This window comes from Occultella kanbiaonis, assembly GCF_009708215.1.
Classification (GTDB): domain Bacteria; phylum Actinomycetota; class Actinomycetes; order Actinomycetales; family Beutenbergiaceae; genus Occultella; species Occultella kanbiaonis.
In genome coordinates this window covers 5,356,200-5,368,591 of the sequence record NZ_CP046175.1, presented here as the reverse complement: position 1 = coordinate 5,368,591, position 12,392 = coordinate 5,356,200, and the positions used below count along the sequence as shown (strand labels likewise).

Genomic DNA, 12,392 nt, shown 5'->3' with positions numbered 1-12,392 from the left:
TGGGCTACCTGGAGTTTGTCGCCCGCCGCGTGGTTCGGATGGTCCTGTCCCTAGTCGTGGTCTCCGCGCTCGCGTTCACACTGCTGCAGCTGGCACCGGGAAGTTTCGCGGACATCCAGCGCGCCAACTCCGGCTCGACCGGGATGGCGGGGGCCGGGGCCCAGGAGGTCGCCGGTGAGTTCGCCACCCGCTATGGGGCCGAGGTCCCGGCGTGGCAGCAGTACCTCGTGTTCATGAAGGGTGCGCTGACCTGGGATCTCGGTCCCTCGTACAAGTACCCAGCGCAGTCGGTGGAGAGCATCATCGCGCAGGGCTTCCCGGTCTCGGCGGCGCTCGCGCTACTCGCGACGACGCTCGCCCTGGCGATCGCGATCCCGATCGGTGTGTTCGCCGCCCTCAAGCAGCGCACCCTCTGGGACTCCGGTTCCATGTTCGTACTCACCCTGGGGCACGCACTGCCGAACTACCTGACCGCGGTGTTCCTGGTGCTCGTGTTCGCCGGGGCGTGGCACGTGCTGCCCGCGGCAGGCTGGAACGGCCCGGAGAACCTGGTCCTGCCGGTGGTGGCACTCGCCATCGGCCCGCTCGCGGTCCTGGCCCGCTACGTGCGCTCCTCCATGCTCGACACGTTGGGGGAGGAGTATGTGACCGCCGCGATCGCGAAGGGCGGCCGGCCGGGTGTGGTCATCCGCAAGCACGTGCTGCGCAACTCGCTCATCCCGCTGGTGACGGTGACCGGCCCGATGCTGGCCGCGCTGATGACCGGCACCGTGTTCATCGAGACGATGTTCCGGATCCCCGGCCTCGGGTTGTCCTTCACGCAGGCCGCATCGAGCCGGGACATGCCGCTGCTGATGGGCACCACGCTCTTCTTCGCCATCATCCTCATGGCCACGAACCTGGTCGTCGACCTCCTCTATGGCCTCCTCGACCCGCGCGTCCGCGCAGAAAGTGGGCGAAAGCTACGTGGCCCTCGCATCAGCAGAAGAGACATCCCCGGCGCAGACCCGGATCAGGGCAGCAGGTCCGGGGTCCCGAGCCTGGGCTAGGTTCCGTGCGAACCGGATGGCGTTCATCAGCCTTTGGGTCGTGGCGGTCCTGGTCCTGGTCGCCATCTTCGCGCCGTTCATCGCGCCGTACGGCCCGCAGGAGACGGACTACGGCCACCAGCTCGCGCCGATCGGTTCACCCGGTCACCTGCTGGGCACCGACACCCTCGGCCGGGACATCCTGTCGCGGCTGGTCTTCGGCTTCCGAACCGCGTTGCTGGTGGCCTTCGCGGCCGAGGTGATCTCGGTGGCGGTCGCGCTCGTGGTGGGTCTGCTCGCCGGCTACCGGGGTGGCCGGGCGGACGGGATCCTGATGGCGGCCACCGACATCATGTACGCGTTCCCCACGTATCTCTTCGCGGTGCTGTTGGTCACCGTGTTCGGCCGGAGCTTCTGGTCGGTGATGGCGGCGATCGCCGTGGCCGGCTGGGTCACCCAGGCCAGGCTGATCCGGGCCCAGGTGATGACGCTCAAACGACGGGACTACGTCGAGGCCGCCCGCAGCATGGATGCCCAGGGGCCTACCATCGCGCTGCGCTACATCCTTCCGAACGCCCTCGGGCCGCTGCTGGTGACCACGAGCTTCGCGGTGCCGGCGGCCATCACCACGGAGGCCGGCCTGTCCCTGCTCGGCCTCGGCATCTCGGACATGCCGTCATGGGGGGCCATGATCAACGAAGGGGTCAGGTACGCGAGTTCCGCGCCGCACATGATCATCTCGCCGGCCATCGCGTTCGCGGTGACGCTGCTCGCCTTCACCTGGATCGGCGACGGCATCCGGGATGCGTTCGACATCACTTCGGAGGCCCGCCGGTGAACCGCTCCACCCCGCCCGTCACGATCGACCCCCAGGCTCCCCTGCTCGAGGTGAGCGGGCTGCGCACCGGCTTCCGCCGCGCCGACGGCGGCCAGTTCGTCGCCGTCGACGGCGTCACCTTCCGGCTCGAGCAGGGCCGGGCGTTGGCCATCGTCGGCGAGTCCGGCAGCGGCAAGAGCGTGACCATCAGATCCCTGCTGCGGCTCCTGCCGCGCACCGCCAGTATCCTCGGCGGCGAGGCCAGGCTGGCCGGCATCGACCTCATCGGCGCCTCGGACCGGACTCTGCGAAGAGTGCGTGGCCGTGAGGTCGGGATGGTGTTCCAGAACGCGATGGAGGCGCTCAACCCGACCATCCCGGTGGGCCGGCAGCTGGCCGAGGCGCTGACCTGGCACGGCCTGTGCACCCGCGGCGAGGCGCGCGCGCGAGCCATCACCACGCTCGGTGACGTGGGCATCCCGGAGCCCGAGCGGCGCGCCCGGATGTATCCGTTCCAGCTCTCCGGCGGCATGCGCCAGCGCGCCATGATCGCCATGGCGATCATCGCCGAGCCCCGGCTCGTGGTTGCCGACGAGCCGACGACGGCGCTCGACGTGACGGTGCAGGCGCAGGTCCTGGACCTGCTCGCCGAGATCAAGGACCGGGGTACCGGGCTGATCATGGTCACCCACGATCTGGGCGTCGCCCGGCGCTTCTGCGACGAAGTCCTGGTGATGAACCAGGGCACAGTCGTCGAGTCGGGTCCGATCGAGGTGGTGCTCGACTCCCCGCGCGAGCCCTACACCCGGATGCTGCTCGAGGCCACGCTCGAGGTCGGCGACGTGCGGGCCGGACCGCCGGAGGAGGCGCCCACGACGGTGCGCGAGCCGCTCCTGGTCGCGGAGCACCTCGACAAGACGTTCCGCTCGCGCGGCGGGCAGACCCACGCCGTCCGGGACGTGAGCCTGGCCATCCGGCCGGGCCGGACCCTCGGTCTCGTGGGCGAGAGCGGCAGCGGGAAGTCGACGGTGGCCCGGCTCGTGATGGGCCTGCACGAACCGGACTCCGGCCGGGTCCTGCTGGACGGGCAGGACGTGCACGGCGAGGAGTCACGGCTGCAGCGCCGACGGATGCAGATGGTGTTCCAGAACCCGTACGGGTCGTTGCTGCCGCACTACACGGCGGGAGCGAACGTCACCGAGTCGCTTCGGCTGCAGGAGATCGGCACCCCGGGCGAGCGAACGGAGCGGGCCGCCGAGCTGTTGCGCCTGGTCGGCCTCTCCCCGGATGACGCGCGCCGCTATCCGCAGCAGTTCAGCGGCGGACAGCAGCAGCGCATCGCCATCGCCCGGGCACTCGCCCCGGAGCCCGACGTGCTCGTCTGTGACGAGCCGACCTCGGCGCTCGACGTCTCGATCCAGGCGCAGATCCTCGACCTGCTGGCCGAGATCCAGGAGCGCCTCGGGGTCGCCTATCTGCTGATCTCCCACAACCTCGCGGTCGTCGAGCGCATGTCGGACGAGGTGGCGGTGATGAAGGACGGTGCCATCGTCGAGCGCGGGGAGCGGCGGGCCATCTTCGGTGACCCGCAGCACCCCTACACTCATCGGCTACTGGACGCGATCCTTCCCGTGCGTGGCTCGAGGGTGCCCGGGGCCGCGATCGCGTGAGCGTGGACCTTGGTCAGCGCGGTCACGATGTCGGCGACGTCGCCGGGGCCGTACCGCTCGTTCCAGGCGATCACCAGCAGGCGGGCGTCGATCAGCTCCTCGGTCACCGGGCACAGGCCGGGGCGGTACTCCTGGGCCACGTCTGCCGGGGGGCCTGCGAGCGGAAAGCCCGAGGTCCCGTAGGTGCGCCGCTCGGCCAGCACCGGGGTGCGGTAGAGCGGGCGCTGGATGTACCCGCCGGAGGCGGGGATGCCCTCGGCCTGGAGTGCGCGCGCGTACCAGTGCGCATCGGCGCCGGCGCGGACGGTGTCCAGGAACACCGGGTACTGCCAGTAGCTGTTCCCGTCCGGCGGTGCCGCGCTCAGGCCGTCCAGCCCGTCGACGATCTCCGTGAGCGTCGCCGCGGTGCTCCGGCGGGCCTCGACGACCCCGGCGAGCCGGGTCAGCTGCACCCTGGCGATGGCGGCCTGCAGCTCGGTCATCCGGTAGTTCAGGCCGAGGAACAGGTGGGTGCGCTCGTCGGTGTCCCGTGGCCAGGCCTTGTCTGCGAACAGCCTGGCCCGGCGGGCGAGCGCCGCGTCGGAGGAGATGGTCAGGCCACCGTCGCCGGCGGTGATGTGTTTCGACTGCTGCAGGCTGAAGCAGCCGAGGTGGCCGACGGTGCCGGCGAGTGCGCCGCCGGTGCCGGTCCGGGTGAGGTACGCCTGTGCGCAGTCCTCGATCAGCACGATGCCGTGTGCATCGGCCAGCGCGCGCAGCTCGACCACGGGAGCGGGTTGGCCGAACAGGTGCACGGCGATGATCGCGCGGGTTCGGGGTGTGATCCTGGCGGCCACCGAGGCCACGTCGAGATTGCCGGTGGCAGGGTCGACGTCGGCGAACACGGGGACCGCGTTCTGGGCAAGGATCGGCAGTACGGTGCCGGCGTCGCTGAGTCCGGTGGTGATGATCTCGTCGCCCGGCTCGGGGTCCACGGCCGCCACGGCGAGGTGGATCGCCGCGGTTCCGGAGGAGGAGGCGATCGCGTGCGGCACGCCGTAATAGGCCGCGAAGTCGGTCTCCAGCCCCCTGGTCACCTCGCCGACCGTCGAGTTCAGCCGGCCGCTGCGAAGCACCGCGAGGACCGCGTCCTCCTCCGCGGCGCCGAGGGTGCGGCCCTCGGCGGACTGCACGGACGGGAAGGGTGCGGTGCGCACGGGGGCGCCGCCGTCGAGCGCAAGGACGTCAGACATGGGGTGCTCTCCTGGTGGATCGTGGTGGACCGTGGATGACGCAGCGCCTTCACACTATCGACTCGCACTATTTTTGTCGCTAACCTAATCCCAAATCCGGCAGGCCTAAATTGGAGCATGCGATGACCGTTGCCACACCGTCCCTCGCCATCAACGGCGGCCCGGCCGAACTGGAGGGGCTGCCCGCCCTTCCGAGCTGGCCCCGGTTCGGCCCCGAGGAGGAGCGCGGACTGCTCGAGGTGCTCCACTCGGGCGCCTGGGGCAGTACCCACGGCGACGTGGTCGCGACGTTCGAGCGGGAGTTCGCCCGGAGCCAGCAGGCCGAGCACGCGATCGCGCTCGGCAACGGCACCCTCGCACTGGTCGCGGCCCTGCGGGCGGCGGGGGTCGGCGTCGGGGACGAGGTGATCGTGCCGCCCTACACGTTCATCGCCACCGCCGCGGCGGCGCTGTTCGTCGGGGCCGTCCCGGTGTTCGCCGACGTGGACGCGGACAGCCATCTGCTCGACCCGGCCGCGGTCGAGTCCGTCGTCACCGAGCGCACGAAGGCCGTCATCCCGGTGCACCTCGCCGGCAACGTGGCGGACATGACTGCCTTCGCCGAGCTCGGCCGCCGGCTCGGCCTGACCATCATCGAGGATGCCGCGCAGGCCGCCGGCGCGCAGTGGGAGGGTCGCGGCGTCGGCACGATCGGCGACCTCGGCACGTTCAGCTTCCAGTCCTCCAAGAACCTGAGCGCGGGTGAGGGAGGCATCGTCACGACCAACGACAAGGACCTCGCCGGCGCCGTGTACTCCCTGGTGAACGTGGGCCGAGTGCCCGGCGGCGGCTGGTACCAGCACGACGCCGTGGGGTACAACCTGCGGCTCACCGAGTTCCAGGGTGCGATCCTGCGCGCCCAACTGGCCCGGCTGCCGGAGCAGCAGCAGCTCCGCGAACGCAACGCCCTGGCACTCGCCGAGCAGCTCGCCGGCGTGGAGGGCGTGGTCGTTGCGCCGACCGACGAACGGGTCACGGCGCACGGGCGGCACCTGTTCCTGTTCCGGGTTCCCGGGCTCGGCGCGCAGGGGCTGCGCGATGCGGCGGCCGCGGCGCTCGCGGCCGAGGGCATCCCGGCCGCCACCGGGTACGTCCCCCTGCACCGCAACGATGCCCTGTTGCGCGAGTCCGGTGCCCTGGCGTCGAAGCTGGGCCAGCCGGTACCTGAGGCGGACTGCCCGAACGCAGACCTCGTCAGCAGCGACACGCTCTGGCTGACCCAGTCGGTGCTGCTCGGGTCCGAGGAGCAGATCGGCGCCGTCGGGCGCGCGATCGCCAAGGTGGTCGGCCGCGCGGACGACCTGCGTTAGCCGGCGGCCGGCCCCGGGGCGCCGCCGCCGGGCACGCGCGCCGTTCCGGCTCGGGGACTCAGCCGACGGAAAGCTCGTCCAGGGCCAGATCGGTGCCGGTGATCGAGACCTGGACACCGCCGTCGAGCACGACGACCTCGGTGAGCTCGACGCCCTCGGGCAGCTGGTCGATGGGCACGTCCAGGCCGCCGAGGTCGCCGATCAGGTTCCCCGGGACGTCCTCGGCGGACACGGTCGCGCCGGCGATGCTGAAGCTCGTGGGCGTGACGCTGATCGAGTTCCCGTTCGCGACCGGCTCAAGGCCGACCGTGATCGGGAGCCCGAGCAGGTTCGCCGTGGCGACGAGCTCGCCGTCGACCACATCGATCCCGACTCCTTCGGGCACGTCCTCGGAGGAGGCCAGCGCCGCCTGCAACGTCTCGACGGGCAGGGTCATCCGCAGGTCCACGTCGTCCACGGTGCGCGGCTCGCCCGTGCTCACGCCGAGCAGTCGCACGTCCACGTCCTGGAATGTCAGGTCCTGATAGGTGGCCGAGGCGGCGGTGAACCGCACATCCTCGAGCCGACCGGCGAGGACCTGCGGCAGGAACAGGAAGCCGCCGATCTCCACGTCGATGTCACCGGAGAGCTCCGGCACCGATGTGGTGATCTCCTCCTCGAGCTGCGCCTCGGTCTGCGCCACCAGGTACCGGTCGACGCCGAACGCGGCGCCGAGCAGCACGACCAGCAGCACCAGGGTGCCGAGCAGGATCTTCCATCCGCGGGACATGGTGCCCACGGTAGGCGATCAACCTTGGGCGGCGCCGAGGTGTTCGCCCAGGAACGCGAGGGTGTGCGGCCACGCGGCGGCGGAGGCCCCGGCGTGGTGGAAGGCCGGGTTCGGGTTGTCGAACGCGTGCCCGGCGCCGTCGTGCAGCTCGAACTCGGCGCGGTCGTTGTCGGCGGTGACCGCGGCACGGATCTTCTCGACCACGTCGAGCGGGATGTAGGCGTCCGCGGTCCCGAAGTGGTGCAGGCTCGGGGTGCCGACCGCCTGCGCCAGGTCGAGCAGGTTCGGCAGCGCGGAGCCGTAGTAGGAGACGAGCGCGTCGACGGGCTCGAGCGCGGCCACGTTGAACGCGAGCCCGCCGCCGTAGCAGAACCCGATCACGCCGACGCCGCCGCTCACCTCGGGGGCGGCGCGCAACGCCGTCAGGCTCGCGCGGGCGTCGGCGAGGGCGTCCGCCCAGGGCAGCTGCTGGGCGAGCGCCATGCCCCTGCCGAGCAGGTCCGGGTCCTTCTCGTCCAGCTCTCCCGCGTCCAGACGCCAGTACAGCTGGGGCGCGTACACGACGTAGCCGGCCCGCGCCAGGTCCGCAGCGCGGCCGCGGATGTAGTCGCTGACACCGAAGATCTCCTGCAGCAGGAGCAGGCCGGGGCCGGTGCCCGACGGCGGCAGCCACCTGTGCACCGGAAGGTCGCCCGAGTCCGTGGTCACCGTGAGGACGTCACTCATGGCCTCACGGTAGCGGCACGGTTCCCTCGCTCGGGGGACCACGACCCCTCGCCCGGGTGGCGTGCCGAACCGGGCCACCCGCAAGGCTTGCCGACATGAGAACTCAACGCCTCACCGTTTTCGCCGGCTGGGCCATGGTCGCGATCGCGGTGCTCCACACCATCGCCCTCGCCGTGCATCCCTACTGGGCCGAGTGGTTCGCCGGCGGCCTGCGCGGGGCTGGCCCCGACCCCCTCTCGCTGGCCACGTTCTGGGCGCTACCGGGTGGCTTCGTGCCGGTGCTGGCCCTGCTCGGCCTGCTCACCGTCCGGCTGGGACGGCGCGGCGAGCGACTGCCCGGCTACGTCGGCTGGGTCCTGCTGGTCTGGGTCGTGACCGCCGTCGCCCTGATCGGTCCGAGCGGCTTCATCCTCGGGACCGTCCCGGCAGCGGCGCTGATCGTCTCCTCCGCGCTCGGGCGCCGCGACCGCGTCCCGGAGCCCGGTGACCGGGTGTCGGCGCTGCGATAATCCGTTGTCGGCACCGGCAGGCGGACCCTACCGTGGCGGCCATGAGCAACTACTTCATGATGGTGCGTCGTGCCCGGGAACGGGCAACGACGATGGGGCTGGCATCGACTGCGCCGGACCTGGGCTGAGCGGATCCTCGACGGCATCTCCGTCCGCGACACCGACCTCGTCCTCGACCTCGGGTCGGGCACCGGTGCGCTGACCGTGCCGATGGCGGCCCGTGGGGCCCGGGTGATCGCCGTGGAACTGCATGCCGGCCGCGCGAGCCGGCTCCGCGACGCCGTCGCCGGTCATGACCAGGTGACCGTGGTGCAGGGTGACATGCTCGAGGTGCCGTTGCCGCACCGTCCGTTCCGCGTGGTGGCCAACCCGCCGTACGCGGCCGCCGCGGCGCTGGTGCGGCGGCTGACCGGGCGCGACTCGGCGCTTCGGCGGGCGGACCTGGTGGTGCCCAGGTGGATGGCGAACAGGTACGCGTCCGCGCCGCCGAGCGGGTTCACCGCCGAGGTCGGCGCCCACGTGCCGGCCCGGGCGTTCGATCCGCCGCCGCGGGACGACAGTGCCGTCCTGGTACTGCGCCGGCGCCGGGCACCGCAGCGGCGCCGTCGATCCCGGCGTCGATGACCGTGGTGGCCCTGGTGGTACGCAGGATCCGCGGCGACGCTCATCGCGTCGCCGCGGATCCTGCGTCAGGACTCGAGCGCCGCGTAGGCCTCCTCGTACTCGGCCCGGATGTCGTCGCCACCACCGGAGCGCCATTGGGCGACCGTGTCGTCCCAGGAGTCCACGGGCTCGCGGCCGAGCAGGATGCCGTTGCGGGCGTCGGTCAGCATGGTCGACAACTGCCCGCCGACCCGGCCCTGGGTCTCGGAGTACAAACCCCAGGCCGCCGTCAGCGAGCTCGCCGGAACCGCGATCGCCTGGTGGTCGTAGACGGCCTGGGCGACGTCGGGCATGCCGGGGAAGTAGGTCTCCTTCGGCGCATCGACGAGGTACTCCACCGGGAACGCGCCGTTCGCGGTGTAGGCCAGACCGTCCTGGTTCAGCACCGGCTCGGTCCCGTCGAACTCGAACGTCACGCCTTCGATGCCGTAGCTGCGGAACAGGTGCTCCTCGGTGCCGAACGGTGCGGCCAGCCAGTCCAGCACCTTCAGCAGCATCCTGATCCGGTCCGGATCGGCCTGCGCCAGCGACGTGAACGAGTTGTTCGGCATGCCCTGCCACATCGGGGCCGGCTCACCATCGGGACCGGGCGCGACCTGGAGGCCGAGCCGGTAGGCGTCGCCGATCGTGTTCCGGGCGAAGAATCCCGCCACCGCCGTGTAGGTGTCCTCGATCACGGCGGCCGAGCCCTGGCTGAACCAGGCCTTGGCGTCGGCGTTCGCGCCGCCGACGCCGTCCGGGTGGACCAGATCCTCCTCGACCAGCTTCCGGCCGAACTCCAAGGCATCCTTCTGTTCGGGGACCTCGAGCGCGTGGGTGAACGATCCGCCACCGTCGGCCATCCACTCGTTCTGGATGCCGGCCATGGCCTGGAGGACCACGAAGGGTACCTCGGTGAGGGCCCACACGTTGGCCTGGGTATCGGTCATGTCCCGGCACAGTTGCAGGAACTCGTCGAGGCTGCCGAACGAGGGATCCACGCCCCGGGCCTCGAACAGGTCATCCCGGGTGAAGATGATCTGGGACCCCGTGATGCCACGCTGCACGGGGAGCCCGTAGAGCCTGCCGTTGAACACGGTGCCCCGCCAGGAGTCGGTGGGCAGGTTCGCCAGGAACGGGTAGTCGGCGATCGCGTCCCCGGCCAGGAACTCGGTGAGGTCCTGGCACTTGGCCTCGAGGAACTGCGGCAGCTGGGACAGCGCGCCGTCGACGTTGAAGATGTCGCCCAGGTTGTCGCCGGCCACCGCCGTCGCGAACCGCTGGGGGTAGTCGGCTCCGGGAGTGATGGACAGCTGCAGCTCGGAGCCGACCCGTTCGTTCAGCTCGGCCCAGTAGGGGTTGCGGTCGGCCGTGGGTGGGATCGGCGCGAACGTGCCCATCGAGGCCGAGATCGGGCTGCCGTCGCCCGGCTTCTCGGTGGTGGCCGGCTGCGGGTCGGCCGGGTAGGCGAAGAACACGTTCGGGATGCCACCCTCGCCCGTGATGTCGGGCTGGACGCCCTGGTACGGGATGTAGTTCGGCAGCACCGAGGCTGCGGCGGATGCGGATGCCGCGGCATCGTCCCCGTCACCGCCCTCCGACGAACCGGAGCAACTTGCCAGGACCGGGGCTGCCGCGAGCGCGGCCAGTCCTCCGAGGCCGCCACGCAGGACGGTGCGACGCGAGATGGAACTGCTCATGATGCATTCCTTTCGTTTCCGGGGGTCGGGCCGTCTCGGCACCGAGCAGTCAGCCTTTGACTGCTCCGGTGAGGACGCCCTTGGCGAAGTGCTTCTGGAGGAACGGGTAGACGATCAGGATCGGGACGATCGTGACGACGAGGATGGCCATCTGGACCGAGGCCTGGGGCGGTACCACGTCGACGGTGGCGCCGAGGTCGGAGGCCCCGAGCTCGGCGTTGTTCACGACGTAGGTGCGCAGGACGAGCTGTAGTGGCCACTTGCTGGAGTCGTTCATGTACAGGAGCGCGTTGAAGAACGCGTTCCAGTAGCCGACGGCGTAGAACAGCCCGATCACGGCGAGGACCGCCTTGGACAGCGGGAGCATGATCCGGGTGAAGATCGTCAGGTGGCCCGCGCCGTCGATCCTTGCGGAGTCGGTCAGTTCCGCCGGGACGCCCATGAAGAACGCCCGCAGCACGATCACGTTGAACCCGCTCAGGGCCGTCGGCAGGATCAGCGCCCAGTAGCTGTCGAGGAGTCCGAACTCCTTGACCACCAGGTAGTTCGGGATCATCCCGGGGGAGAACAGCAGCGTCAGGAGGACGAGCATCAGCATGGGCTTCTGCCCGAACGAGCCGTGCCGGGAGAGGGCGTAGGCGAGCATCGTCGAGGCGACCAGGCTCACCGTGGTGCCCACCAGGGTGATCCCGATGCTGACGAGCATGGCCTGCGAGACCACGCCGCCGGCGAAGATCGACCGGTAGGCGTCCAGGGTCACGCTCGAGGGCAGCAGCACGAAGCCGCCCGCCGCGTTGACCTGCTCCCGGCTCGCCAGACTCGTGGACAGGATGCCCACGAACGGGATGATGACGAGCGCGCAGATCACCGTCAGCGCGATGCCTTTCAGGACGCGTGCCGGCATCGGCGGGGCATCCAGGCGACGTGAGGCGCTCATGACTTGTACACCCCTGCCTCGCCGAAGATGTGGGCCACCTTGTTGGCGCCGAGCACGAGGAGCACCCCCACCAGTCCCTTGACGAGACCGACCGCGGCCGACACGCCCCACTGGCCACCGACGATCCCGTTGTTGTAGACGTAGGTGTCCAGGACCTCGCTCGCAGCGAGCCCGACGGCCTGCTGCTGCAGGATGATCTGCTCGAAGCCGACGGTCAGCGAGTCACCGAGCCGCAGGATCAGCAGCAGGATGATGAGCCCGCGGATGCCGGGCAGCGTCACGTGCCAGAGCTGCCGGGTCCGGGACGCGCCGTCCACGCTCGCCGCTTCGTAGAGCGAGGAGTCGATCTGCGAGAGGGCGGCCAGGAACAGGATCGTCGCCCACCCGGTGTCCTTCCAGATGACCTGGGTGGTCAGCAGTCCCACGAACAGGTCGGAGTTGCCCATCAGCGAGATGGGGTCGAGGCCGTGCGCGCGCAGGGTGTTGTTGAGCAGCCCGCTCCCGCCGACCATCTGCTGGAAGACCGCGACGACGATCACCCAGGACAGGAAGTGCGGCATGTAGAGGATCGACTGCACCACCCGCTTCACGCGCTCGGAGAGGAGGCTGTTCAGGAGCAGCGCCAGCGCGATCGGAGCGGGGAAGACGAACAGCACCTGGACGAGGGTCAGGACCAAGGTGTTCCGCAGCGCACGCAGGAACGCCGGGTCGCCGTTGAAGATGATCTCGAAGTTCTCCCAGCCCACCCAGGGACTCGACCCGAACGGCAGGAACGGGACGTAGTCCTGGAACGCGATCACGTTCCCGACCAGCGGCAGGTAGTGGAAGCCGAGGACGAGGGCCAGGCCGGGCAGCGCCATCATGATCAGGGCACGGTCGCGAAGGAACCGCTGATGCCAGCGGATCTGCCGTCGTGGTGCCGGGCTCCCGGCCGGCTCGGTTCCGGCTGGGCCGTTGCGATCGCGTGCCAGCACGGGGCTTGTCGCGGTGTGACTCACGCTCTCCTCCTTTGG

At 70.5% G+C, this 12,392-nt stretch carries 12 protein-coding genes; 6 read left to right on the top strand and 6 right to left on the bottom strand.

Annotated features, from left to right (window positions below):
- Positions 1-38 precede the first annotated feature (38 nt).
- From GKS42_RS24620 to GKS42_RS24610, 3 genes are read left to right on the top strand one after another with little or no spacing between them, the layout of a single operon-like run.
- On the top strand, positions 39-1,049 hold the full coding sequence (locus tag GKS42_RS24620) for an ABC transporter permease (protein ID WP_232847834.1): 1,011 nt from the start codon (positions 39-41) through the stop codon (positions 1,047-1,049).
- Positions 1,050-1,065: 16 nt separating this feature from the next.
- The gene (locus tag GKS42_RS24615; RefSeq protein WP_156739027.1) at positions 1,066-1,866 is read left to right on the top strand and encodes an ABC transporter permease; all 801 of its coding nucleotides are present in this window, start codon (positions 1,066-1,068) and stop codon (positions 1,864-1,866) included.
- Positions 1,863-3,515 (top strand): dipeptide ABC transporter ATP-binding protein, encoded by a 1,653-nt coding sequence (locus tag GKS42_RS24610; RefSeq protein ID WP_154796227.1) that lies wholly within the window; start codon positions 1,863-1,865, stop codon positions 3,513-3,515. The genes GKS42_RS24615 and GKS42_RS24610 overlap by 4 nt, the downstream gene beginning before the upstream one ends.
- Here GKS42_RS24610 and GKS42_RS24605 read toward each other — a convergent pair.
- On the bottom strand, positions 3,449-4,747 hold the full coding sequence (locus GKS42_RS24605) for a DegT/DnrJ/EryC1/StrS family aminotransferase (protein WP_154796226.1): 1,299 nt from the start codon (positions 4,745-4,747) through the stop codon (positions 3,449-3,451). The two genes, GKS42_RS24610 and GKS42_RS24605, sit on opposite strands and share 67 nt — an antisense overlap.
- A gap of 122 nt (positions 4,748-4,869) precedes the next feature.
- On the opposite strand from GKS42_RS24605, the gene GKS42_RS24600 reads away from it, so the two are divergent.
- Positions 4,870-6,096, top strand: coding sequence for a DegT/DnrJ/EryC1/StrS family aminotransferase (locus tag GKS42_RS24600; protein WP_154796225.1), 1,227 nt, complete (start codon positions 4,870-4,872; stop codon positions 6,094-6,096).
- Between the two features lie 58 nt (positions 6,097-6,154).
- Here the strand turns inward: GKS42_RS24600 and GKS42_RS24595 are convergent, their stop codons facing one another.
- Positions 6,155-6,865, bottom strand: a complete 711-nt coding sequence (locus GKS42_RS24595) for an LmeA family phospholipid-binding protein (protein WP_154796224.1) — start codon at positions 6,863-6,865, stop codon at positions 6,155-6,157.
- Between the two features lie 18 nt (positions 6,866-6,883).
- Positions 6,884-7,591: a dienelactone hydrolase family protein gene (locus GKS42_RS24590; RefSeq protein ID WP_154796223.1), complete on the bottom strand. Its 708-nt coding sequence runs from the start codon at positions 7,589-7,591 to the stop codon at positions 6,884-6,886.
- Between the two features lie 95 nt (positions 7,592-7,686).
- On the opposite strand from GKS42_RS24590, the gene GKS42_RS24585 reads away from it, so the two are divergent.
- Together GKS42_RS24585 and GKS42_RS24580 are read left to right on the top strand one after the other, a co-directional pair.
- Positions 7,687-8,100, top strand: coding sequence for a DUF6463 family protein (locus GKS42_RS24585; protein WP_210769266.1), 414 nt, complete (start codon positions 7,687-7,689; stop codon positions 8,098-8,100).
- A gap of 69 nt (positions 8,101-8,169) precedes the next feature.
- Positions 8,170-8,724 carry a 23S rRNA (adenine(2058)-N(6))-methyltransferase Erm(C) gene (locus tag GKS42_RS24580; protein ID WP_154796222.1) on the top strand — a complete coding sequence of 185 codons (555 nt, stop codon included), beginning with the start codon at positions 8,170-8,172 and terminating at the stop codon, positions 8,722-8,724.
- 65 nt (positions 8,725-8,789) lie between these two features.
- Here GKS42_RS24580 and GKS42_RS24575 read toward each other — a convergent pair whose 3' ends face one another.
- From GKS42_RS24575 to GKS42_RS24565, 3 genes are read right to left on the bottom strand one after another with little or no spacing between them, the layout of a single operon-like run.
- Positions 8,790-10,442, bottom strand: coding sequence for an extracellular solute-binding protein (locus tag GKS42_RS24575; protein WP_154796221.1), 1,653 nt, complete (start codon positions 10,440-10,442; stop codon positions 8,790-8,792).
- A gap of 49 nt (positions 10,443-10,491) precedes the next feature.
- Entirely contained in the window at positions 10,492-11,379 is an 888-nt protein-coding gene (locus GKS42_RS24570; protein ID WP_154796220.1) for a carbohydrate ABC transporter permease, read from the bottom strand.
- Positions 11,376-12,377, bottom strand: coding sequence for an ABC transporter permease (locus GKS42_RS24565; RefSeq protein WP_232847833.1), 1,002 nt, complete (start codon positions 12,375-12,377; stop codon positions 11,376-11,378). Before GKS42_RS24565 ends, GKS42_RS24570 begins: the two co-directional genes overlap by 4 nt.
- Positions 12,378-12,392 lie beyond the last annotated feature (15 nt).

Coding starts and splice junctions, on each gene's coding strand:
- GKS42_RS24615 (WP_156739027.1), top strand. CDS start 1,066: ATGGCGTTCATCAGCCTTTGGGTCGTGGCGGTCCTGGTCCTGGTCGCC.
- GKS42_RS24575 (WP_154796221.1), bottom strand. CDS start 10,442: ATGAGCAGTTCCATCTCGCGTCGCACCGTCCTGCGTGGCGGCCTCGGA.
- GKS42_RS24590 (WP_154796223.1), bottom strand. CDS start 7,591: ATGAGTGACGTCCTCACGGTGACCACGGACTCGGGCGACCTTCCGGTG.
- GKS42_RS24605 (WP_154796226.1), bottom strand. CDS start 4,747: ATGTCTGACGTCCTTGCGCTCGACGGCGGCGCCCCCGTGCGCACCGCA.
- GKS42_RS24620 (WP_232847834.1), top strand. CDS start 39: ATGGTCCTGTCCCTAGTCGTGGTCTCCGCGCTCGCGTTCACACTGCTG.
- GKS42_RS24570 (WP_154796220.1), bottom strand. CDS start 11,379: ATGAGCGCCTCACGTCGCCTGGATGCCCCGCCGATGCCGGCACGCGTC.
- GKS42_RS24585 (WP_210769266.1), top strand. CDS start 7,687: ATGAGAACTCAACGCCTCACCGTTTTCGCCGGCTGGGCCATGGTCGCG.
- GKS42_RS24595 (WP_154796224.1), bottom strand. CDS start 6,865: ATGTCCCGCGGATGGAAGATCCTGCTCGGCACCCTGGTGCTGCTGGTC.
- GKS42_RS24600 (WP_154796225.1), top strand. CDS start 4,870: ATGACCGTTGCCACACCGTCCCTCGCCATCAACGGCGGCCCGGCCGAA.